The organism is Actinoallomurus soli, assembly GCF_024055715.1.
Lineage (GTDB): Bacteria > Actinomycetota > Actinomycetes > Streptosporangiales > Streptosporangiaceae > Actinoallomurus > Actinoallomurus soli.
Window position 1 is genome coordinate 748381 of record NZ_JAMXMV010000001.1, and the last position, 20942, is coordinate 769322.

Consider the following 20942-nt stretch of genomic DNA (forward strand, 5'->3'; position numbering starts at 1 on the left):
CCGTACGGAGGCCAGCGTGGCTCACCTCAGGTTCCCCCGCCGTACCGCGGCCGTGGCGCTCCTCGCCACGGCGATCCCCCTCGCGTCCGCCGGCGCCGCGTCCGCCAAGCCGGCGCCGGAGTTCGACGAACAGGTGCTGTTCGCCCAGCACACCGACGGTTACTACTGCTTCCGCATCCCCGCGATCGTCCAGGCGCTGGACGGCACCCTGCTCGCCTTCGCCGAGGGCCGGGTCAACAGCTGCGGCGACTCCGGCGACATCGACCTGGTGCTCAAACGCTCCACGGACGGCGGCCGCACCTGGGGGCCGCTGCAGGTCGTCCTGCCCGGCAACGGGGACACCCGTGGCAACCCGGCCCCGGTCGTGGACCGGCGCACCGGCCGGATCGTCCTCATGACGACCTGGAACCCCGGGAACGACGACACCATCCGGCATCCGTTCGTGCAGTACAGCGACGACGACGGCACCACCTGGTCCGCGGCGCGCGACCTCACGAACGAGCTCGTGAAGCCGGAGTGGAACTCCTGGTACGCCACCGGGCCCGGCCACGCCCTCCAGCTCCAGCACGGGCCGCACAAGGGACGCCTCATCGTCGCGGCCAACCACGAGGGCGACGGCGGCGCGCTGAAGGGCGGCCCGCAGGGCGGTCACCTCAACTACAGCGACGACGGCGGCCTCACCTGGAGGATCGGCGCCGACGACACCCGCCGCACCAACGACGTCAGTCCCGGGGAGCTCAGCGCGACCGAGCTCCCCGACGGCAGGATCTACGTCAACGCGCGCGACAACACCGGAACCGACCCCGGCAACCGGAACACCGCCACGAGCAGCGACGGCGGGCTGACCTTCGACCGCCCGTTCCGTACCCTGCCGAAGCTCACCGCGCCCAAGGTGCAGGGCTCGGTCCTGAGCGTCGGCAAGCGCGTCTACCTGTCCGTGCCCGACCACCCGGTGACCCGGGAGATCATGGCGGTCCGCGCCTCGGCCGACGACGGGCGCGACTTCCAGAAGGTAGGCAAGGTCATCTCCTGGGGTCCGTCCGCCTACTCCGACCTCGTGAGCCTCGGCGGCGACCGGCTCGGCCTGCTGTACGAGGCGGGGCAGGCCGGCCCGTACGAGCAGATCCGGTTCGCACGGTTCAACACCGCTTATCTCGCGACGCCCAACGGCACCCCGCCGGGTCTGCCGAAGCCGCCGCAGCCCGGCCCGACCACCCCGGACGGCTCCGGTCACCACAACAGTGGCTACGTCCGCGGCGGCATGACCGCGGCCGGTGACTTCGACGGCGTGGACGACTTCGTCCAGGTGCCGTGGAACCGCTCTCTGGACCTCGGCGCCGGCGACTTCACCTGGTCGGCGCGGATCCGCTACGCCGACACCAGCGGTAATCGCACGATCCTGTGGGCGTACCGGGTCGGCAGCGGCGCACCGGAGATCTGGCTGCGGGCCGAGCCGGGGAGCAAGCGCATCCGCGGGTTCATCCAGACCGACCAGGGCAGCGTCGCCGTCGCCACGACGCAGGCGTACAACGACGGCCGGTGGCACGACGTCGTCCTGCGGCGCTCCGGAGGACGGTTGTCGCTCACCGTCGACGGCCAGGCGGCCTCGGTGGCGGCCCCGGCGGGATCGGTGACCGAGGGCAGGCAGTTCACCATCGACGGCATCGACGTCGGCCAGCGCCTCGACGGCGTCGACCGCTTCCACGGCTCCATCGCGGACGTACGGGTCTTCGCCCGCGCGGTCCCCGACGAGGAGATCGCGACCGCCCGCCGCGACCTGCGGCTCTGGCTGCCGCTCGACCGGATCGACCCGGAGGGTACGAAGAACCGATGAACCGGATCGCCGGTCTGCGGGACCGCGTGGGCATCGCCTACGGCGGCGACTACAACCCCGAGCAGTGGCCCGAAGAGGTCTGGGACGAGGACGTACGGCTGATGAGGGAGGCCGGCGTCTCCCTCGTCAGCGTCGGTATCTTCTCCTGGGCGTCGGTCGAGCCGCGCCCGGGGGAGTACGACTTCGGCTGGCTCGACCGGGTGCTGGACCGGCTGGCCGAGGGCGGCGTCGCGGCGTGCCTGGCCACCATGACGGCCTCGCCGCCGCCCTGGCTCACCACCCTTCACCCCGAGATGCTCACCGTACGGGCCGACGGATCGACGATCTCGCCGGGCGGGCGGCAGCACTACTGCCCGTCCAGCCCGGTCTACCGGGAGCACGCCGTACGCCTGGCCGAGCAGGTGGCCACCCGCTACGCCGGCCACCCCGCGCTGGCCGTCTGGCACGTCAACAACGAGTACGGAAACGTCATCCCGTGTCACTGCGACGTGTCGGCGGCGGCCTTCCGGCGCTGGCTCGCCGACCGGTACGGATCCGTCGACGAGCTCAACGACGCCTGGTCGACGCGGTTCTGGGCCCAGGGGTACGGCTCGTTCGACGAGGTGCTGCCGCCGCGCTCGCCCGCGCCGTTCACCAACCCCGCGCAGGAGCTGGACTACGCCCGGTTCACCTCGGACGAACTGCTCGCCTGCTACCTGGCCGAGAAGGAGGTGCTGGACCGGATCACGCCGGACGTGCCGGTGACCACCAACTTCCCGCCGTCGTTGCGGCCGGTCGACCAGTGGACCTGGGCCCCGCACCTCGACGTCATCGCGTACGACGCCTATCCCGACCCCCTCGACCCCGACGCGACGGCCAAGATCGCCCTCTCCTACGACGTCATGCGGTCACTGCGCGACGGGCAGCCGTGGCTGCTGATGGAACAGGCCCCCGGTGCGGTCAACTGGCGGCCCCGCAATGCCCCGAAGCCGCGCGGCGCGATGCGGCTGTGGAGCTGGCAGGCCGTCGCGCACGGCGCCGACGCGGTCATGTTCTTCCAGTGGCGGCAGGCACGGGGCGGCGCGGAGAGGTTCCACTCGGCGATGGTCCCGCACGGCGGCCCGGCGACCCGGATCTTCGGTGAGGTGCGGGACCTGGGCCGGGAGCTCGCCGCCGCCCGCGCCCTCGCCGGCGCGCGGGCGCCGCGGGCCGACGCCGCGATGGTGCTGGACTGGCCGAGCTGGTGGGCCCTCGAAGGCCCGGCCCACCCCAGCGCCGACGTGCGGTTCCTCGATGCCGCCTGGGCGTGCCACCGCCCGCTGTACGACGCCGGTGTCGCCTGCGACGTCGTACGCCCGGACGCGGACCTGTCCGGTTACCGGCTCGTCGTCGTGCCCAACCTGTACCTGACCTCCGAGGCCGCCGCACGCACCCTGGAGCGGTACGTCGAGGAGGGCGGCACGCTCGTCATGGCGTTCTTCTCGGGCATCGTGGACCTCTGCGACCGGGTCCACCTGGGCGGCTATCCCGCGCCGTTCCGGCGGATGCTCGGCCTGACCGTCGAGGAGTTCCACCCGCTCGCCGAGGACGCCTCCGTCGGGCTGCCCGGCGGGTCGGGGACCCTGTGGTCCGAGGAGCTCCGCCTGGAGGGCGCCGAGGCCGTCGAGCGCTTCACGACCGGCGCGCTCGCCGGCGAGCCGGCCGTCACCCGGCACCGCTTCGGCCGCGGCGACGCGTGGTACCTCGCCACCCGGCCCGATCCGGCGACCATGCGCCGCCTCTTCGACCGCGTCCGCGAGGAGGCCGGCGTCGCCCCCGTCCTGCCCGGTCTGCCCGACGGCGTCCAGGCCCGCGCCCGGGACACCGAGGACGGCCGCTGGTACGTCGTCCTCAACCACGGCACCGAGCCCGCCGACGTGCCGCTTCCCACGGCGATGCGCGACGTTCTGACCGGAGCGGAGCCGACCGCCGCAGTACGCCTGGATTCACGCGGAGTCGCCGTGCTACGTCCTGCCTGACCGCGTCACCGAGCGCGCGGCCCACTTCAGCGCCTGGGCGGCACGGGTCACCGCCCGGCCGCCCAGGACCGCGCCGACGACGACTCCGCCGAGGAGGGCGACGACGCCGATGAGAAGACGCAGCGGGCCGAACGACGCCGGCAGCAGCCGGATCAGGGACAGGCCGGCCATCCCGCAGAGCATCGACGCCGCGAGCACGAAGACGACGATGAGGGCGGCGGCCAGGCCCGCGCCGCGAGGCGAGGTCCGCAACCGCCGGTAGCCCGGTGCCCGGCGCCACAGGCGCCCGCCGTCCCGGTGCTGCGGCAGAGGCAGTCCAGCCCTGCCGCAGAAGGCGGCCAGGTCCGCGCTCCACGCCCCTTTGGCGCGCAGGAGCATCCGGTCCTCGACATCGAGGATGACCAAGCCTTGGCTCGGCCCGCTCCTGTACCGCCGCCGGTAGTAGTGGCCCAGCGCTTTCACCGAAGACCGCGGGATGGCCACCCGCTGCCGGCCGAAGCCGTAGCCGACGAGCAGGTCGCCTTCGATCCGGAGCCGCACGGGCGTCCGGTCGAGCAGGTCGCGCGCCGGCTCGCGGGGCCGCAACTCGCCGCCGGAACCGCCTGGGCCACCACGGCGCGACCGCGCGATGTGATGGCTTCTCCCGGCGCCCCTCCTGCCCACCGCGGCATGCTATCCAGCGGAAACACGAGCGCGACGAACCGGAGGTCCGGCGAGCCCCTTCCGCTGCGGACGCCGATCCCCGCCATGGCCCCGGCAGGACCCACCGGCGGCGACCTCGCCGCCGCCATTGGCTCGTGACCGCCGCTGTGACCGGTCCGGCACCCGGATTGCCGGGTTCGTCGGTCAACAACGGCGGCGATGCTTTGTGCCACCGCCAAAGGCGAGGTCATCGCCCATGACGGGTCCCGCCCCAGGGAACCGGCCATGGCCAGGCCTGAGATTCGATGACCGCTCGTGTGAGGTCGTCGGGATCGGCGGCTTCGACGAGCCGCCAGCCGCTCGGTGGCGGGATCAACGCCCACCACGCCCGTGTATGTGCGCCGTACCAGAAGATCAGGCCGGGGAACCGTCGGCGCAATATGGGGACCGCATCAGGCGTCACGACCGTCGCCGGCGTCCGCATCACGGAGTTTCAAGTAGTCGGCCAGTCGCGCTGCGGCTCCGACCGGATCATCCATGGTGTGGCGTTCGTGGTGCTCGCGAAGCCATACATACGTGCGCTGTGAGGTGTCGACCTCGATCCGAATTCTGCGGTCGGCCAAGGCGGTCCGCATCGAGACCGCCGGGCGTGCGTCGCTCATGCCGACGTTGGTGACGCCGAGCCGTATCAGTTCCTGGCAGAGCTGGACCAGCGCTGCGAGCTGCTGCTCGTGACCGACTTCCCTCATGACCCTGCTTCCTCGTGGTTGGAAGCGGGGCCGGTGACGGACCCATGGACTGGGTGTCTTCCTCTCCGCCGGGGGCGCGAAGAGAAATGGCCACCAGCGACCCGATCGGTTCGACGTCACCGGCCCCGCAGCTCACCCCGGCGGTGACCTGTCCAAGGCCTCCACCGGATTGAGATCTGTCACTGATAGTGAATTCCTGCGGACCCTGTGAAGTCACCGTGATACTGGAAGGCACGCGCGGATACACACCGCCGCGATTTTGCTTCCTGACTCGTCTTAGCCGAGGTGACGCGATATGGCAGCGGCCGATCCCCGCATCGGCGCCCGGCTGCGCGCTGAGCGCAAAGCGCGCCGGATGACCGTCCAGGCGCTCGCGGAAGCCTTCCGTGATAACGCGACCGAGCGTGACCGGAAACGCCTTCCCAAGCTTCGGGATCTGTGTCGCACCATCCGCGGCCACGAAGCAGGCGAACACCCTCCGGGGCCCCGCTACCGGATGTTCTACGCCGCCGTCTTCGGCATGTCCGAGGAAGAGCTCTTCGGCGATGGCAGGGACGTTCAGGAGTTTCTACCGTGGACCTTCAAGGCCGACGTCGACAGCGGCTTAACGCCTGACGACGAGGAACGTCTCGGACTCGCCATGCGCCGGCCGGCGCGGGTGGACGCGGGCGTCATCGAAGCGCTCTCGATGGTCCTCTCCGGTCAGCGACGGCTGGAGGACGCGATAGGGCCGGTGCCACTCCTGGCCCCGGTCACGGCGCAGGTGCGCAGCGTCACGGCCATGCTTCGTGAAACGTCCGGGCCGTACCGCGACGAACTGGCCGTCATCGCGGCCGACTGGACCACCTTCGCGGGATGGTTGCGCGCCGCAGTTCGGCAGGACGCCCCTGCTCTGGCGCTGTTCGATCGTGGCGAGGAACTCGCCGATGATGTCGATTACGGCACAGGCGCCGCGCTGGCCACATCGTTTCGCGGGTACGTGGCTCGGAAGCAAGGGCGTCCCCGCGCGGTGGTGCGCGCGGCGTCGGCCGCACTGGCCACCCGCGGTGTCCATCCGTCTCAGCGGGCGTTCGACACGCTGCAGGCGGCGCAGGGGCACGCGATGCTAGGGGATCGTGAGGACGTACGGCGTCTGCTCGATCGGGCGGTCGACTTGGCTGAGGGCGCGGGCGAACCACCCCGTTCGGTGTATTGGTACACCGAAGGGTTCTTCCGCCTCAACATCGGCGTGGCGCTCGCCGGTATCGGTGAGTATCGCGACGCGGTCGACATCATCACCAGCGGCTTGGACGGGATACCGGTCGACCAGCGGGCCGCGGAGTGGCTGCATGAGTATGAGGAGGCACTCGCGGACGCGAAGGTTCGCGCGTGAGCCCACCTGGGGCAGCGGCCGGCGGCCCCGGTCGAGGAAACGGTGTCAGGGGGTGGCCGGGGTGCTCTGGTCGGCGGGCGTGGTCAGCATCGCGGTCGCGGAGCGGTGGATCTTGGTCAGCGCGCTCATGAGCTGTTCGCGCTCGGCCGGGCTGAGGTCGGCGGTGATGCTCTCCTCGATGAGGCGCCGTTCCCTCTCGACGGGTTCCTGAAGCGCGCGTCCGGCGTCGGTGAGCCAGAGCCGGACGAGGCGGTTGTCCCGGTCGTCGCGTCGGCGGGTGAGCAGGCCGGCGGCGGTCATCCGGGTGGCCGCCTTGACGACGTTGGCGGTGGTGACGTTCAGCGCGGCGGCGACCTCGCCGGGCGTGCGGCCGTCCTCCTGCCACAGCACTGCGAGCAGGTGATCCTGGCCGAGATGCAGGCCATGACGCCGTACGGCCGCCTCGGCGACCGCCCGGACCGCCTTGGAGGTCCTGCCGTGCAGGTCCAGGAACTCGGGCATCGCGCGGCCTCCAGGGATGTCTCGGGGAACCCGGCGTCCGCCGGTGCGGCAGGGGTCGGTTGACGGCAGATCATTAACCGGTTAACGTCTTCCTCGATCATTAACCGGTAAACGACCTGAGGGGTCCTCATGATACTGGTCACCGGTGCGACCGGGCACGTCGGCCGTGAGCTCGTCCGGGAGCTGGACGCCGCCGGCGCCCGCTTCCGCATCCTGGTCCGCGACCCGGCCCGCGCCGCCGGCCTGCCCGAGCGCGCCGAGCGCGTGGTCGCGGACCTGGACGACCCGGCGACGCTGCCGCCCGCCTTCGCCGGCGTCGACCGGCTGTTCCTGCTCACCCCCGGCATCGGCCTCGACCAGACCGCGCACGCCGTCGCCGCCGCCCGGACCGCCGGGGTCGGCCACATCGTGCACCTGTCCTCCTTCAACGTCCTCGGCGACCCGATGCCCGCCATGGGCCGCTGGCACCACGAGCGCGAGCAGGCGATCCGCACCTCCGGCATCCCCGCGACGTTCCTGCGACCCGGCGGCTTCATGACGAACGCCTTCGACTGGCTGCCCACCATCAGGGATGGCGGCTACGTCCTCGACCCGGTCGGCCCCGGCCGGTACGCGCCGATCGACCCGGCCGACATCGCCGCCGTCGCCGCTCTGGCGCTGACCCGGGACGGTCACCGGGACCGGGAGTACGTCATCACCGGGGACGAGCCGTTCACCGTCGCCGAACAGGTCGAGATCCTCGCCGCGACGGCCGGCCGGGACATCGAGGTGCGGGCGGTGGCGACTCCGCAGGAGGCCGTCGCCTCGCGCTTCCCCCACGGAGCGCCCCCGGCGCTGGCCGAGGCCATCATCGAGGGGTTCGCCCTGATGCGCGCCGACACCGCCGGCTTCCGTACCGACACCGTGGAACGCCTGCTCGGCCGTAGGCCGCGCACCTTCGCCGACTGGTGCGCCCGCAACGCCGACGCCTTCCGGCAGGCCGCGACCTGACCGCGGCGAGGTCAGCGGGCGGCGGCGGGCTCGGAGGCCATGCGGGGGCGGTGGCCGAGACGCTGGGAGAGGACGGCCGCGCCCTTGCGGACCAGGGTGCTCCACTCCCCGCGCCGCCGGTCGTCCCAGCGGATGCTCGGCACCGAGATGCTCATCCCGGCGACCATGGCGTCCGTGTGGTCGTAGACGGGGGCGGCGACGCAGAACACCGCCTCGTTCGACTCGCACTCGTCGTACGACAGGCCCTGCCGCCGGATGTCGTCCAGGTGCTCGCGCAGTCGTACGGGCGAGGTGACGCTGTGGTCGGTCATGGCGGCCAGGTCGCGGCCGAGCGGATAGGCGGCGTCCAGGGCCTCGGCGGTCAGGCCGGCCAGCAGCATCTTGCCGACGCCCGTGCAGTGCGCCGGGAGGCGGCGGCCCACGGCGGAGACCATGCGGACGGGATGGGTGCTGTCGGCCTTGGCGATGTACACGACGTCGGTTCCGTCGAGGATCGCGACGTGGACCGTCTCGTCGCACTCGGTGGCGACGCGCTGGGCGGCCTCGCGCGCCTCGTGGGCGAGGTCGAGCTGGTCGGCGAAGACGCTGCCGAGCTGGAACAGCCGCATGCCCAGGCGGTAGCGCGTCGGCTGTCCGGGCATCGGGATGAGGTACGCGCGCTCGGTCAGCGTGGTGACCAGCTCGTGGACCGTCGTCCGGGGGAGCCCGAGACGCTCGGTGATCTCCGGAGCGGACAGGGTCGGCCGGTCCAGGAAGAGCTCGAGGATGTCGAGGGCACGAGTCACCGCCGGCACCGCACGCCCCATCACGGCCGCCTTCCCGAACGCCGTACGAAATCCCGGACAGCTTAGAAAGGTCTGTCTCCCGGTGTCAACGATCCGCCCATGTCGTCGCCGGCGGATCGGGGGGCGGTCGCACGGGCCGCGGAAAGTGGCCCGATGCGGCCAACAAGCCTCGATGCCGGTGATTCCCGTGATACCACTCATTGTATTGATATGGATACGGATGGTGATCGCAATGGCGAGCGGTGACGGTTCGCGGGACGAGATCCTCTATCTGGCGGCCGGGCTCGCCGACCTGGTGACGGAAGGGCTCCGGGGAGCCACCCGCCGCCTCCCGGGCCTCTCGGAGGTGCGGCAGGAGCTGCGGGCGCGCGGCGAGCTGGCGGTCCGGCGCTCCGGACCGGGGTCGGAGGCCCACCTGGAGGTGCTGGCCCGGCACGTCGTCCGGCGGAGCCAGGATGGCTGACCTGCGCGTCCGGGTCGACCGCGCCCTGACGGAGTTCGTCGAGACGGAGATCGGCGAGCTGCTCGCGCTCGATGAGGAGCTCGCGCCCGTCGCCGAGCAGACGCGCGTCTCGATCGCGGGCGGCAAACGGGTCCGCCCGGCGTTCTGCTACTGGGGGTGGCGCGCGTCGGGGCAGCCCGACACCGACGCGATGGTGCGGGCGGCGGCGGCCCTGGAGCTGGTGCACGCCGCGGCGATCGTCCACGACGACATCATCGACCGGAGCCGGCTCCGGCGCGGGCGTACGACGGCACACGAGAGTCTCGGCGACGGCCTGGCCATCGTCATCGGGGACCTGCTGATGGCGTGGGCGGGGCAGCTCTTCCACGCCTCGGGCCTGCCGCGGACGTTCCTGGCCAGGGCCCTGCCCGTCTGGGCCACGATGGGCCGTGAGCTGGTGGCCGGCGAGTGCCTGGAGATCCTCCGCACCGGCGGCGCGCACGACCTGGCCCGTTCCCTGGCGATCGTGCGGTTGAAGACCGGCTCGTACACCGTCGAGCGGCCGCTGCAGATCGGCGCGGTGCTCGGGGGAGCCGACCCCGTGACGCTGCGCGCGCTGGCGGCGTACGCGCGCCCGCTCGGCGAGGCGTTCCAGCTCCGTGACGACCTGTGGGGCGTGTTCGGCGACCCCGGGCGGACCGGCAAGTCGGCCCTGGACGACCTGACGGGCCGCAAGCCGACGGCGTTGCTGGCCCTCACGCTGTCCCGGGCGGCGGCATCCGACTGCCGGAGACTGGGCGACCTCCTCGACGGCCCGGTCACCCCGGCCGACGCCGCGGAGATCCGGGACATCATGCGGCGCTCCGGCGCGCCCGCCGAGGTCCGGCGAATGATCGACGACCGCGCCGCGACGGCGCGCGCGGCGCTGCACGAGTCCCGGCTGGCCCCCGAGGCCGCCGCCGCCCTGACCCGGCTGATAAGTGAGGCGACCGCTGATGACTGAGTACACCGACGCGTACCTGGACGGCCTGCGCCTCAAGGGAGATGACCTCGCCGACGCGACCGTCGAGGCGCTGTTCGCCGGGGCGGAGGTGGCCCGGTACAACACGCTCATGCGCTGGTTCGACGTCTCCGGCCAGGCGCTGCCCGACAACGTCCCGGACGCCGCCCGTGACTACCTCGACGCGACCGCCACTCCGCCGGAGTGGGTCGACTGGGCGGTCATGGAGCGGGCCCGGGAGTTCTTCGTCGACAACGACGTGCACATCGCGACCGCGCTGTCCTTCGCGGCGATGCCGGCGTGCTACGTCGTCCCGCATATCGCCAGGCTGCTGTCCGCTACGCACTCGCTGGCCTATCCGTCACGGCGCATGGCCGAGACCGGCCAGTTCACCGTGTACCTCATGCGGCCGGACGCCTTCGAGGCCGGCGGACGGTTCCTCCCGGCGGCGCAGAAGGTACGGCTGCTGCACGCCTCGATCCGCCGCCACCTGAAACAGGCGGGCCGGTGGCCGGAGCCGGTTCCGATCTGCCAGGAGGACATGCTCGGCGGGCTGATGATGTTCAGCATCCAGGTGCTGGACGCCCTGCACCGGATGGGCGTGCACATCACTCCCGACGGCGCGGAGGCGTACTACTACGCGTGGCGGGTCGTGGGCGCCGTCCTCGGCTGCGATCCCGCGACCATCCCGCCCGACCTCGACGCGGCCCGCCGCTTCTCCGACCGGTACATGCTCCGCCACATGGGCCCGTCCCCGGAGGGGTCGCTCCTGACCCGGCAGCTGATCGCGATGTACGAGGAGGTCGTCCCCGGCAGGCTGCTGGACCCGGTGGTGCCCGCCCTGATCCGCTACCTGATCGGTGACACGGCGGCCGACTGGCTGGAGGTGCCCCGATCCCGCTGGGACTCCGTCATCGGGGTCGCCCCGGCGCTCCTCGGCGCGCTCGAACGCTTCGAGGACCGCGGGCCCTGGGCCGCGCAACTGTCCGACCGGCTCGGCCGCCTGGTGACGGTGCTCGAGCTGTCCTCCCTGACACGGGGACGCGTCATGCACTACGCCATCCCGCAGGAGCTGAAGGCCGCGTACGGCGTGCCCGCACCGGCGGCCCGCTGGACCCCGCCGCCCCCGGCCGACCTCCCCTGACCTGCCGTCTTCGGGCCTACCCGCCGCCTGAGCGGCGTTCGCCCGATGGCGGGGACGCCAACTACCTGGGCTGGTCCGCAACGATGGCCCCCGTCATCATGGGGAATCCGGAGCGCCCGGAGCTCGGCGAGGAGCTCGCGAACGCCTTCTGCGCCACCGACCCGGACATCGCCGCCGTCTTCGCCCGTACGACCTTCCTGCCCGGCACCCTGTGACGCCCGGATCGCGCCGGGGGCCGAAACCGGCGGAGACCGACGACGCGCGACTCGCCTCATTCAACTCGCTGCTGGAGGACAGCGCCGAGGACCTGTACGAGAACGCCCCGTGCGGCTACCTGTCCACGCTGATGGACGGGGAGATCACCAAGGTCAACGGCACGCTGCTCCGGTGGCTCGGCCACACGCGTGAGCAGATGGTCGGCCGGATGCGGTTCTCCGACGTGCTCACCGTGGGCGGGAGGCTCTACCACGAGACCCACTTCGCCCCGTTGCTGCGGATGCAGGGCAAGCTCGACGGCATCGCACTGGAGCTGAAGACGGCCGGCGGCGAGCGGTTGCCGGTCCTGGTGACCTCGGTGGTCAAGACGGACTCCGAGGGCCGGCCGCCTGTTCCCCGCCGGCGACGACCGATGGGGCTTCTTCCTCGGCGACGTGTGCGGCAAGGGTCCCGAGGCGGCCGCCGTGACGTCCCTGACCCGCTACACGCTGCGCGCCGCCGCGCTGGGCGACCCCGACCCGGTGACGGCCCTGGCCACCCTCAACACCGCCCTGCTCGAACGCTACGCCGGCGGAGAACCGCGGTTCTGCACGGCCGTCACCGGCCTGCTCACCCGGACCGGGGATGCCTCCTACGACGTCCGCCTCGCCGGCGGCGGTCACCCGTACCCGCTGCGGCTCGGCGCCGACGGCGGTGCCGGGTACCTGTCCACACGGGGCGGCCCCCTCGTCGGGGTGCTGCCCGATCCGGAGTTCGTCGCCACGACCACCACCCTGGGCCCCGGCGACACGTTCCTGCTCTACACCGACGGCCTGACCGAGGCCCCCATCGGGAAGGGCGTGCGGTACGGCGAGGAGCGCCTGCTGGAGTTCGCCGGAGGGCTCGCCCCGGCCACGCCCGGTGAGGTCGTCGACGCCGTCACCGGTCTGCTCGACGGTTTCGGCGAGGGGCCCGATGACGACACCGCTCTGCTCGCGGTCGGCGTCCCACGGCGATCACGCGCGGACTGAGCGCGACTTCCGACAATCATCGCGAGAATGCCCGTTTTGGGACAGCGGGCGCTTTCGGTGGGCTAATTCACGGAACGTCGGCCCTTGGCTGCGAAAAAGCTTTCATAAGGGTCGCCGAGGACATCTCTTGACAGTCGTCGCGGGGAAATTTAGCGTCTGCCCGCAGGCCTCGGACGACGTTCGAAATATCGAACAGGGAAGGAGCATTTGTGCCCCTCCGCCTCAAGAAGACCCGCGTTCTCGGTGCCGTCGCCCTGGCGGCGCTGGTGGCCGGCGCGCTCCCGGCGGTCAACGCCTCCGCGACGTCGAGCCCGACCATCTCCAAGGAACTGTTCGGCACGCTGTCGGACGGCACCAAGGTGTGGCGCTACACCCTCAGCGACAGCGCCATCCGCGTCAAGATCATCACTTACGGCGGCATCGTCCAGCAGCTCGACGCCCCGGACCGGCACGGCCACCGTGCCGACGTCGTGCTCGGCTTCCCCACGCTGGACGACTACGTCGCCAAGAACAACCCGGGCCCGTACTTCGGCGCGCTGATCGGCCGGTACGGCAACCGCATCGCCAAGGGCACCTTCACGCTCGACGGCACGACCTACCACCTGCCGCTCAACAACAACGGCAACTCCCTGCACGGCGGGCCGAAGGGCTTCGACACCAAGGTCTGGACCGCCACGGAGGTCAAGAGCAAGAACGCGGTCGGAGTGCGGCTGGAGTACACGAGCCCGGACGGGGACATGAACTACCCCGGCACCCTCAAGACCGCCGTGACCTACACGCTCAGCGGTAGGTCCCTGCGCCTCGACTACCGGGCCACCACGGACAAGGCCACGATCGTCAACCTGACCAACCACTCCTACTTCAACCTCGCGGGCGAGGGGTCCGGGGGCATCTACGACCACCGGCTGCGCCTCAACGCCAGTCGCTACACCCCGGTCGACTCCACCCTCATCCCGACCGGGCAGCTCGCGCCGGTCGCCGGCACGCCGATGGACTTCACCAAGGCCACGCCGATCGGCGCGCGCATCCGGGACGGCTTCCAGCAGCTCGCCTACGGGCAGGGCTACGACCACAACTGGGTGCTGAACGGCTCGGGCTTCCGGCTCGCCGCCGAGGTCGGCGAGCCGACCAGCGGCCGGGTGCTGAAGATCTACACCGACCAGCCCGGCATCCAGTTCTACTCGGGCAACTTCCTCGACGGCACGCTGTACGGCACGAGCGGCCGGCAGTACCGCCAGGGCGACGGGTTCGCGCTGGAGACCCAGCACTTCCCCGACTCGCCGAACCACCCGAACTTCCCGTCCACCGTGCTGCGCCCTGGGCAGACCTACAAGACCTCGACCGTCTGGTCCTTCTCCGCGCACTGACCCCGGCCCGACCTCACGTCGCCCAGAGCCGCCCGTACGCGGGCCTCTGGGCGACGCCGCTTCTCAGCCGGGGTTCCCGGGCCGCGACTCCGGCACCGCCGGCCACCCTCTCAGCGGACGCTCCAGAGGCGGATGATCGCGTCGTCGCCGGCCGTCGCGAGGGTCCTGCCGTCGGGAGCGAAGGCGACGGCGTCGACGACGCCCGTCCGCGTCGGGAGGGTGGTGACCGGGCGCCGGGCCAGGGCGTCCCACAGCAGTACGGTGTCGCCTCCGGCGCAGGCCAGGATCCGGCCGTCCGGGCTGAACGTCACGCCGTTGACGCGGCCGGGCAGGTCGGGCAGGGACACCAGGAGCCGGTGCGTGCCGACGTCCCACAGCCGCACGCGACCGTCGTAGCCGCCGGCCGCCAGGGTCCGGCCGTCCGGGCTGAACGCCATGCCCACGACCAGGGACGTCAGCCGGGTCACGGTGACGGGGCGGGCGGGCCGGGCGGTGTCCCACAGCCGGATCGCCCAGGTCCCCGCGGTGGCCAGGGTGGTCCCGCGCGGCGCGAAGGCGGCGGTGAACATGCTCTCGCCGTGGACCGGCAGCGTGGCGACGGCGTGGTGGTCCCGGACGCTCCACAGGCGCACCGCGTCGCCCGCGCTCGCGAGGACCGCGCCGTCCGGGCTGAAGGCCAGGGCGCTGACGCCGTTGCCGTGCGTGTCCAGGGTCGCGATCCGCGCACGCCCGTCACCGCTCCACAGCAGCACCTTGCCGTCGTACCCCGCGGTCGCCAGCGTCCGGCCGTCCGGGCTGAACGCCGCGGCGAACACGTCGTACGCGTGCCCGGTGAGAGTCGTCGTGAGCCGCCGGTCGGCGAGGTTCCAGAGCCGTACGGTGTGGTCCGCGCCCCCGGAGGCGAGGGTGCGCCCGTCCGGGCTGAAGGCCACGGTGTAGATCTCACTCGGGCCCGCCGGAAGAGTGGCCAGGAGCCGCGGTGCGGTGGTCGCCGGGGTGCGCCGCGTCCGCCCCGTGCCGTCGTGGGCACGGTCCGGGACGGTCAGGAGGGCGAGCGCGAGGGCGGCGACCGGAGCGGCGATGAGCATCAGGCGGTGCCGCCCGTGCCACGGCCGCGCGCCGGGCCCGGCGCGCCCTGGCCGGAGCGGTCCGGCGGGCGCGTCCGCCGGCCGCGCGCGGTCGCCTCGCGGCCCGGCCCGGTCGGCGACCGCCGTGAGGAGGGCGGTGGCCGCGTCCGCGTCGAGACGGTCGGCGGCCTCCTTGCGGAGCAGCCCGTCCAGGACCGGACCCAGCGGGCCGGCGTGGGGCGCGGGAGCCGGGTCGTCGGTGATGATCGAGTGCAGCACGGCGTTCGGGTTGACGCCGTTGAAGGGCCGCCGCCCTTCGACGGCGTAGAACATCGTCGCGCCGAGCGACCACAGGTCGGAGGCCGCGACGGCGGGCTCGCCCCGGGCGCGCTCGGGCGCGAGGTAGGCGGGAGCGCCCATGACGACGTCGGACTGGGTGAGGGCCGGGTCGCCCTCGACGGTCGCGAGCCCGAAGTCCCCGAGAACGACGCGACGGCCCGCCAGCAGGACGTTGCCGGGCTTGACGTCGCGGTGCAGCACCCCCGCCCGGTGCGCGGCGCGCAGGGCGTCGAGTAACTGCAGGCCGATGTCGGCGACGCGCTCCGGAGGGAGCGGCCCGTACGCGCGCACCAGTTCGCCCAGGGACCGTCCGTCGACGTACTCCATGATGATCCACGGATCGTCGCCGTCCTCGACGACGTCGTGGACGGTGACGACGCCGGGGTGGTCGAGGCGCGCCGCGGAGCGCGCCTCCTGGAGGGTCCGGCGGCGCTGTTCGGTGCGCTGCTCGACGGTGGAGTACGCGGGAAGGAACAGGCGTTTGGCGGCGACGTCGCGGTGCAGGCGTTCGTCGCGGGCACGCCACACGACCGCGAAACCGCCTCGGCCGATCTCCTCGACGAGACGGTACTGCCCGGCGATCAGCCGCCCTCGGCCCTCCGGCATGGCAGGACGATAACCGTCGGCCGGTCCCGTGAGATAGGGACCTTCGGTCCGCCGTCCCCGCATGGCCGCCCGCCGCCGCTGCGGGGACGACCTGCGGTCATCCGGGCTCATGGGCGAGGCTCGCGTACACGACCACGTCGCGCCGGTAGTGCCCGGACACCGGGTCGAACGCGCCGCCGCAGGTGATGAGGCGCAGCTGCGGATCGGGGGTCGCCCCGTAGACCTCCTCGGTCGGGAACGCCGTCTTGGGGAAGGACCGCACGCGATCGACGGTGAAGGCCGCGACCCGGCCGGTCGCGTCCGTGACCAGGATCCGGTCGCCCGGCCGCAGCGTCGTGAGCCGGGTGAACACGGCCGGGCCCGTACGGGAGTCGACGTGTCCCGCGATCACGGCCGGCCCCGTGTCACCGGGCCGGATGCCGTCGCCGAACCATCCGGCGCGGGCGGGGTCGCCTGGCGGGAGAAGCCGCCCGTTCCGGTCCGTCGAGAGGCGCTCCAGCCCGGTCCGCACCCCGATCGCGGGGATCCGCAGCACCGCCGGATCGGCGTACGCGCCGGCCCGGCTTACAGGTCCCCCCTCGACCGACTCGCCCGCCCGGTGTACGGGCCGGGTCTCGGTCGGTTCACCGGGCGGGTCCGCGAGTCCGGCCTCGACGGGTTCGCCTGCCCGGTGTACGCGCCGGGTTTCGGCCGGTTCACCGGGCCGGTCGGCAGGGTGGGTCTCGGCCGGCGCACCGGGCGGCGGGAGCAGCCGGGCGGACGCCGTCCACGGCGGCGGGGCGACCCGGCCGGCGAGCCCGCCGAGTCCCGTCTCGACGGGCCCGCGCGGCGTTCGGCGGGGCCCCGCGGCGTCGCGAAGGTCGAGCAGCCGGAGCCCGGATGCGCCGTCGAGCACGACGAGCGTGTGCACGGAACCCGCGCGCAGGGTCACCCGCGACCTCACCTGCGCGCCGGACCCGCCGGTGACGCGGACGGTCGTCACCCCCGCCCGCACCGGCCGGTAGGCGGTGACGTCCGGGAACCGCAGGTCTCCCGCGACGGTGCGGGCGCCCGCGGTGACGGTCACCGCCGGCCGCCGGAGCGACGCCTGGACGACGCGGAGCGCCACCCGGCCCGCCGGCGCGGTGCGCGTGTCCTCCAGGACCCTGAGCGTGAGCCCCTTGTACGGGCCGAGGCCCGCGACGGTGTAGGCGGTCCCCGCGCGCACGCGGACATGGGCGGACAGCACCGGCGGGCTCGTCGCCGCCGCGTCGGCGGGGCGCATCGCGACGGTGTAGGCGCCGCCGCCGAGCCGCTGGTACGGCGAGAGCGCGCCGTAGCCGACGTGTTTGAGCACCAGGCGCGGCGTGCCGTGCCCCGCGGCGTACAGGTAGACGTCGACGGCGGGGGCGTCGGGGGACAGGTGCGCCAACCGGAGATAGCCGTCGCCCGGCGCGGCCTGGAGGTGACCGTCGCCCGGCGCGGTCCGGAGAAGGCCGTCGTCCGGTGCGGCCGGGAGATGACCGAGACGTGGCGTGGCGCGGAGACGGCCGTCGCCTGGCGCGGTCCGGAGGAGGCCGTCGTCCGGTGTGGCCAGGGCGGGTGAGGACCCCGGCAGTACGACGCCTAAGGCGGTGACGGTGACGAGGACGGGTCCGCGGGCCCTGCGGGTCCGGGCTGTGGACCGTACGGGGCGGGTCGTCATGACGGCCTCCTGACCTGCTCACGCCCGCGCGTCACGCGGGCTGATCCGTTCGCGCCCGCGCCTCGCGGGCCGGTGGCGGTGCCGGAAACGGTGCCGATCGGGAGCACCCGGCCGATCTGCCGCTGCGTGAAGTCTTCCTCACGGAGTGCCGTCATGTCCGGTGATCCGGCCGATGCCCGGACCGGACCGGCGTTTTCAATCCCCGCCTTCTTCGCGGCGCCGATGTTCCGCGGGAAACGCGTATGGCCCAGGGGGACTATTGCCACCCGCGCGGCACGTGTGGTGCCATTTGAGCCCCCGGGATCTTGATGTTTCGAAAATGTTCATGGAGACGGCGAGGCCATCAATGCGTTCTCCCAAGCGTTCCGGCAGGTGGTCGCTGCGGACCAGGCTGCTGGTGCTGAGCCTCGTCCCGATCATCTGCCTGGCCGGGGTCTGGGCGTTCGCCGCGTTCCTCGCCTCCCGCGACGCGATCGGCAAGTACGAGGCGTCGACCGCCTACAAGAAGGTCACCATCCCGGGCGCGAAGCTCGAGGCCGCGCTGCAGCGGGAGCGCCTGGTGTCGGCCGTCCTGCTGGGTTCCAAGGGCCGGCGGGACCGGCAGGAGGTCACCGACGGCCGGGCCGCGGTGGACGCCGCGCAGGCGGAGTTCCGCAGGTCCGCGCTGTCGGGTGACGCCCAGCGCTCCGTCAACCCGACGACGCGCCAGCGGCTCGACGACCTGTGGCAGCAGCTCGACGGGCTCGCCGCCCTGCGCGGGCAGGTCGACGGCGGGTCCGTGGACGCCCTCCGCGTGATCGGGGACTACGGCACCCTGATCGAGTCGGTGATCCGTGTGTTCGGCACGATGATCGTCATCGACGACGCGGAGATCTACCAGCAGGGCACGGCGCTGGTCGAGTCCGCCACGGCGCGCGAGTTCGTGATGCGCGAGGACGCCCTGGTGAGCTCGACGCTGGCGACCAAGGGGCACCGCCTCACCGCTCCGGCCTACGACATGTTCGCCCAGAGCGCCTACAACGAGCGCTACCTGTTCGACTCGGCGCGCTCGAGGGCGAAGATCTCCCTGCGTGCTCCGTGGGAGAAGGTCGCCGGGTCGCCGGACTTCACCGCCTTCCGCACGATGGAGGACGCGATCATCGGGGCGCGTCCCGGCGCCCGGCTGCCGGCGCAGACCGTCTCCTGGCAGGCGACGATCGAGCCCCTGATGAGCGCCTGGTCGCAGGCGACCATCGACGCCGGCCGGGCGCTGACCGACGAGACGAAACCGATCAAGCAGAGGTCGATCTTCTTCCTCGCCCTCACGGCGGGCGTCGGGCTCGTCGCGCTGGCCCTGTCGATCATCGTCTCCATCCTGTTCGGCCGTACGCTCGCGCGGGAGATGGCCGCGCTCCAGCAGGCCGCCCTCGACCTCGCCCAGGTCCGCCTGCCGCAGCTGATCAAGCGGCTGCGCGCGGGGGAGGAGGTCGACGTCGACGCCGAGAGCCCGCCGGTCGGGGGCGGTGGCAGCAAGGAGGTCGCCCGCGTCGCGGACGCCCTCGGCGCTCTGCAGCGCACCGCCGTCGAGGCCGCGGTGGGCGAGACCGAGCTGCGGAAGGGCATCAACAAGGTCTTCATCAACCTCGCCTGGCGCCACCAGTCGCTGCTCCACCGCCAGCTCGCCATGCTCGAGACGATGGAGAAGAAGGCCCGCGACCCGGACGTCCTCGACGACCTGTTCGCGCTCGACCACCTCACCACGCGCATGCGCCGGCACGCCGAGGGCGTGGCGATCCTGTCGGGCGCGGCGCCCGCCCGCGGCTGGCACAACCCGGTCGGCATCAAGGACGTCCTGCGGGCGGCGATCGCCGAGGTGGAGGACTACACCCGCGTCGTGGTCGAGGCCGCCACTCCGGCGGCGCTCGACGGCGCCATCGTCGCGGACACGACGCACCTGCTCGCCGAGCTGATCGAGAACGCCACGGCGTTCTCCCCGCCCACCACGCAGGTACAGGTCCGCGGTGAGCTCGTGGCCCACGGCTACGCGATCGAGGTCGAGGACCGCGGCATCGGACTGGACGACGAGGAGCTCGCCGAGGCAAACGAGCGGCTGGCGAACCCCCCGGAGTTCGACCTGCTGGACAGCGACCGGCTCGGCCTGTTCATCGTCGCCAGGCTCGCCGACCGGCATGGGATACGGGTCACGCTGGGCTCGTCGCCGTACGGCGGTGTACGGGCGGTCGTGCTCGTCCCGCCGGACCTGGTCGCGGGGGATCAGGGGTTCGAGTACGACGACGCGTGGTCGGAGCAGCCCGCCTTCGACCCGGCCTGGCGTGCCGTCGCCGAGGTCGAGGCGCCCGCCGCCCCGTCTCCGGCGCCCCAGGCCGCGCCGCTCGAGATCGCCGCCCCGGCGAGCGCGGGCGAGTGGTCGAATCAGGCACAGTGGCCGGATCAGGTGCAGTGGCCGGACGAGACCGAATGGCCGGACGACCGAATCGCGTGGCGCGCGCCGGACTGGGCCGGTTCCGGATGGGCCGGTGACGACGTCCAGACGCCGTACGAGGGCTGGACCGACCCCGACGCCCCCGAACTGCCGAGGCGAGTGCGCCAGGCGAACCTCGCCCCGCAGTTGCGCAGAGAGCCGGCCGGGCCGGAACCGATGGCCGGCGACGCGACGACGACCCGTCCGCCGGAGGAGACCCGGTCGCTCATGGCATCGCTTCAACGGGGATGGCAGCGCGGCCGCCAGGCCCCGGACCTCGATGAGTAGCCGCGAAGGTGAGGGGCCGATGCTGGATACGACCGGTGAGCTGAACTGGTTGCTCGACGATCTCGTCGGACGTGTCGCCCGCGTGCGGCACGCGATGATCCTGACCGGCGACGGACTGCCGATGGGGACGTCGCGGGGCATGGACCCCGAGGAGGCCGAGCGGTTCGCCGCGCTGGCGGCCGGCCTGTACAGCCTGGCCCGGACCGTCAGCGAGCGCGTCAAGGGCGGGGGCATTCGCCAGACGGTGATCGAGATGGAGAAGGCGTTCCTGTTCGTCGTCGCGGCGGGCGACGGCACCTGCCTGGCGGTCGTGAGCGAGGGCGACGCGAACATCGGCCTGATCGCCTACGAGATGGCGCGGCTCGTCAAGCGGGTCCGCCGCCATCTGGCCACGTCCGCCCGCTCGGCGGCCACGAGTCCGGACGGACCGCCGGGGGGAGCGTGATCC

Annotated in this window: 17 protein-coding genes and 1 pseudogene; 12 read left to right on the top strand and 6 right to left on the bottom strand. The window is 72.6% G+C overall.

The window, feature by feature from the left end; genetic code table 11:
* Positions 1 to 16: 16 nt before the first annotated feature.
* The gene (locus tag NDW01_RS03485; RefSeq protein WP_252816478.1) at positions 17 to 1834 is read left to right on the top strand and encodes an exo-alpha-sialidase; all 1818 of its coding nucleotides are present in this window, start codon (positions 17 to 19) and stop codon (positions 1832 to 1834) included.
* Positions 1831 to 3831, top strand: a complete 2001-nt coding sequence (locus NDW01_RS03490; protein ID WP_252816480.1) for a beta-galactosidase — start codon at positions 1831 to 1833, stop codon at positions 3829 to 3831. Before NDW01_RS03485 ends, NDW01_RS03490 begins: the two co-directional genes overlap by 4 nt.
* On the opposite strand, the gene NDW01_RS03495 is transcribed toward NDW01_RS03490, so the two are convergent.
* Both NDW01_RS03495 and NDW01_RS03500 read right to left on the bottom strand, forming a co-directional pair.
* Entirely contained in the window at positions 3817 to 4494 is a 678-nt protein-coding gene (locus NDW01_RS03495) for a hypothetical protein (RefSeq protein WP_252816482.1), read from the bottom strand. The two genes, NDW01_RS03490 and NDW01_RS03495, sit on opposite strands and share 15 nt — an antisense overlap.
* A gap of 431 nt (positions 4495 to 4925) precedes the next feature.
* Positions 4926 to 5222 carry a hypothetical protein gene (locus NDW01_RS03500; RefSeq protein WP_252816484.1) on the bottom strand — a complete coding sequence of 99 codons (297 nt, stop codon included), beginning with the start codon at positions 5220 to 5222 and terminating at the stop codon, positions 4926 to 4928.
* Positions 5223 to 5517: 295 nt separating this feature from the next.
* Between NDW01_RS03500 and NDW01_RS03505 the strand changes: the two genes are divergently transcribed.
* Positions 5518 to 6594 (top strand): transcriptional regulator, encoded by a 1077-nt coding sequence (locus tag NDW01_RS03505; protein ID WP_252816486.1) that lies wholly within the window; start codon positions 5518 to 5520, stop codon positions 6592 to 6594.
* Positions 6595 to 6639: 45 nt separating this feature from the next.
* On the opposite strand, the gene NDW01_RS03510 is transcribed toward NDW01_RS03505, so the two are convergent.
* On the bottom strand, positions 6640 to 7095 hold the full coding sequence (locus NDW01_RS03510) for a MarR family winged helix-turn-helix transcriptional regulator (protein WP_252816488.1): 456 nt from the start codon (positions 7093 to 7095) through the stop codon (positions 6640 to 6642).
* Between the two features lie 129 nt (positions 7096 to 7224).
* Between NDW01_RS03510 and NDW01_RS03515 the strand changes: the two genes are divergently transcribed.
* Positions 7225 to 8085, top strand: coding sequence for an NAD(P)H-binding protein (locus NDW01_RS03515; protein ID WP_252816490.1), 861 nt, complete (start codon positions 7225 to 7227; stop codon positions 8083 to 8085).
* Between the two features lie 11 nt (positions 8086 to 8096).
* On the opposite strand, the gene NDW01_RS03520 is transcribed toward NDW01_RS03515, so the two are convergent.
* Positions 8097 to 8891, bottom strand: a complete 795-nt coding sequence (locus NDW01_RS03520; protein ID WP_252816492.1) for an IclR family transcriptional regulator — start codon at positions 8889 to 8891, stop codon at positions 8097 to 8099.
* Positions 8892 to 9102: 211 nt separating this feature from the next.
* Here NDW01_RS03520 and NDW01_RS03525 point away from each other — a divergent pair, with 211 nt between their 5' ends.
* The 6 genes and pseudogenes from NDW01_RS03525 to NDW01_RS03550 all read left to right on the top strand — a co-directional run bounded on the left by NDW01_RS03525 (position 9103) and on the right by NDW01_RS03550 (position 14049).
* Complete coding sequence (locus NDW01_RS03525; protein ID WP_252816494.1) at positions 9103 to 9333, top strand: hypothetical protein; 231 nt, start codon at positions 9103 to 9105, stop codon at positions 9331 to 9333.
* Positions 9326 to 10315, top strand: a complete 990-nt coding sequence (locus NDW01_RS03530) for a polyprenyl synthetase family protein (RefSeq protein WP_252816496.1) — start codon at positions 9326 to 9328, stop codon at positions 10313 to 10315. The genes NDW01_RS03525 and NDW01_RS03530 overlap by 8 nt, the downstream gene beginning before the upstream one ends.
* The gene (locus NDW01_RS03535; protein ID WP_252816498.1) at positions 10308 to 11456 is read left to right on the top strand and encodes an oxygenase MpaB family protein; all 1149 of its coding nucleotides are present in this window, start codon (positions 10308 to 10310) and stop codon (positions 11454 to 11456) included. Before NDW01_RS03530 ends, NDW01_RS03535 begins: the two co-directional genes overlap by 8 nt.
* Positions 11457 to 11802: 346 nt before the next feature.
* A pseudogene (locus tag NDW01_RS03540) lies at positions 11803 to 11985 on the top strand (PAS domain-containing protein); the annotation flags it as partial.
* A 151-nt stretch (positions 11986 to 12136) separates the two neighbouring features.
* Complete coding sequence (locus NDW01_RS03545; protein ID WP_252816500.1) at positions 12137 to 12682, top strand: PP2C family protein-serine/threonine phosphatase; 546 nt, start codon at positions 12137 to 12139, stop codon at positions 12680 to 12682.
* 209 nt (positions 12683 to 12891) lie between these two features.
* Positions 12892 to 14049 (top strand): aldose epimerase family protein, encoded by a 1158-nt coding sequence (locus NDW01_RS03550; RefSeq protein WP_252816502.1) that lies wholly within the window; start codon positions 12892 to 12894, stop codon positions 14047 to 14049.
* A 110-nt stretch (positions 14050 to 14159) separates the two neighbouring features.
* Here the strand turns inward: NDW01_RS03550 and NDW01_RS03555 are convergent, their stop codons facing one another.
* A complete protein-coding gene (locus tag NDW01_RS03555; RefSeq protein WP_252816504.1) occupies positions 14160 to 16061 on the bottom strand; it encodes a WD40 repeat domain-containing serine/threonine protein kinase in 1902 nt (633 codons plus the stop codon).
* 97 nt (positions 16062 to 16158) lie between these two features.
* Entirely contained in the window at positions 16159 to 17745 is a 1587-nt protein-coding gene (locus NDW01_RS03560) for a class F sortase (RefSeq protein WP_252816506.1), read from the bottom strand.
* A gap of 346 nt (positions 17746 to 18091) precedes the next feature.
* On the opposite strand from NDW01_RS03560, the gene NDW01_RS03565 reads away from it, so the two are divergent.
* Both NDW01_RS03565 and NDW01_RS03570 read left to right on the top strand, forming a co-directional pair.
* Entirely contained in the window at positions 18092 to 20494 is a 2403-nt protein-coding gene (locus NDW01_RS03565; RefSeq protein WP_252816508.1) for a sensor histidine kinase, read from the top strand.
* A 19-nt stretch (positions 20495 to 20513) separates the two neighbouring features.
* On the top strand, positions 20514 to 20939 hold the full coding sequence (locus NDW01_RS03570) for a roadblock/LC7 domain-containing protein (protein WP_252816510.1): 426 nt from the start codon (positions 20514 to 20516) through the stop codon (positions 20937 to 20939).
* The last annotated feature ends 3 nt before the right edge of the window (positions 20940 to 20942 follow it).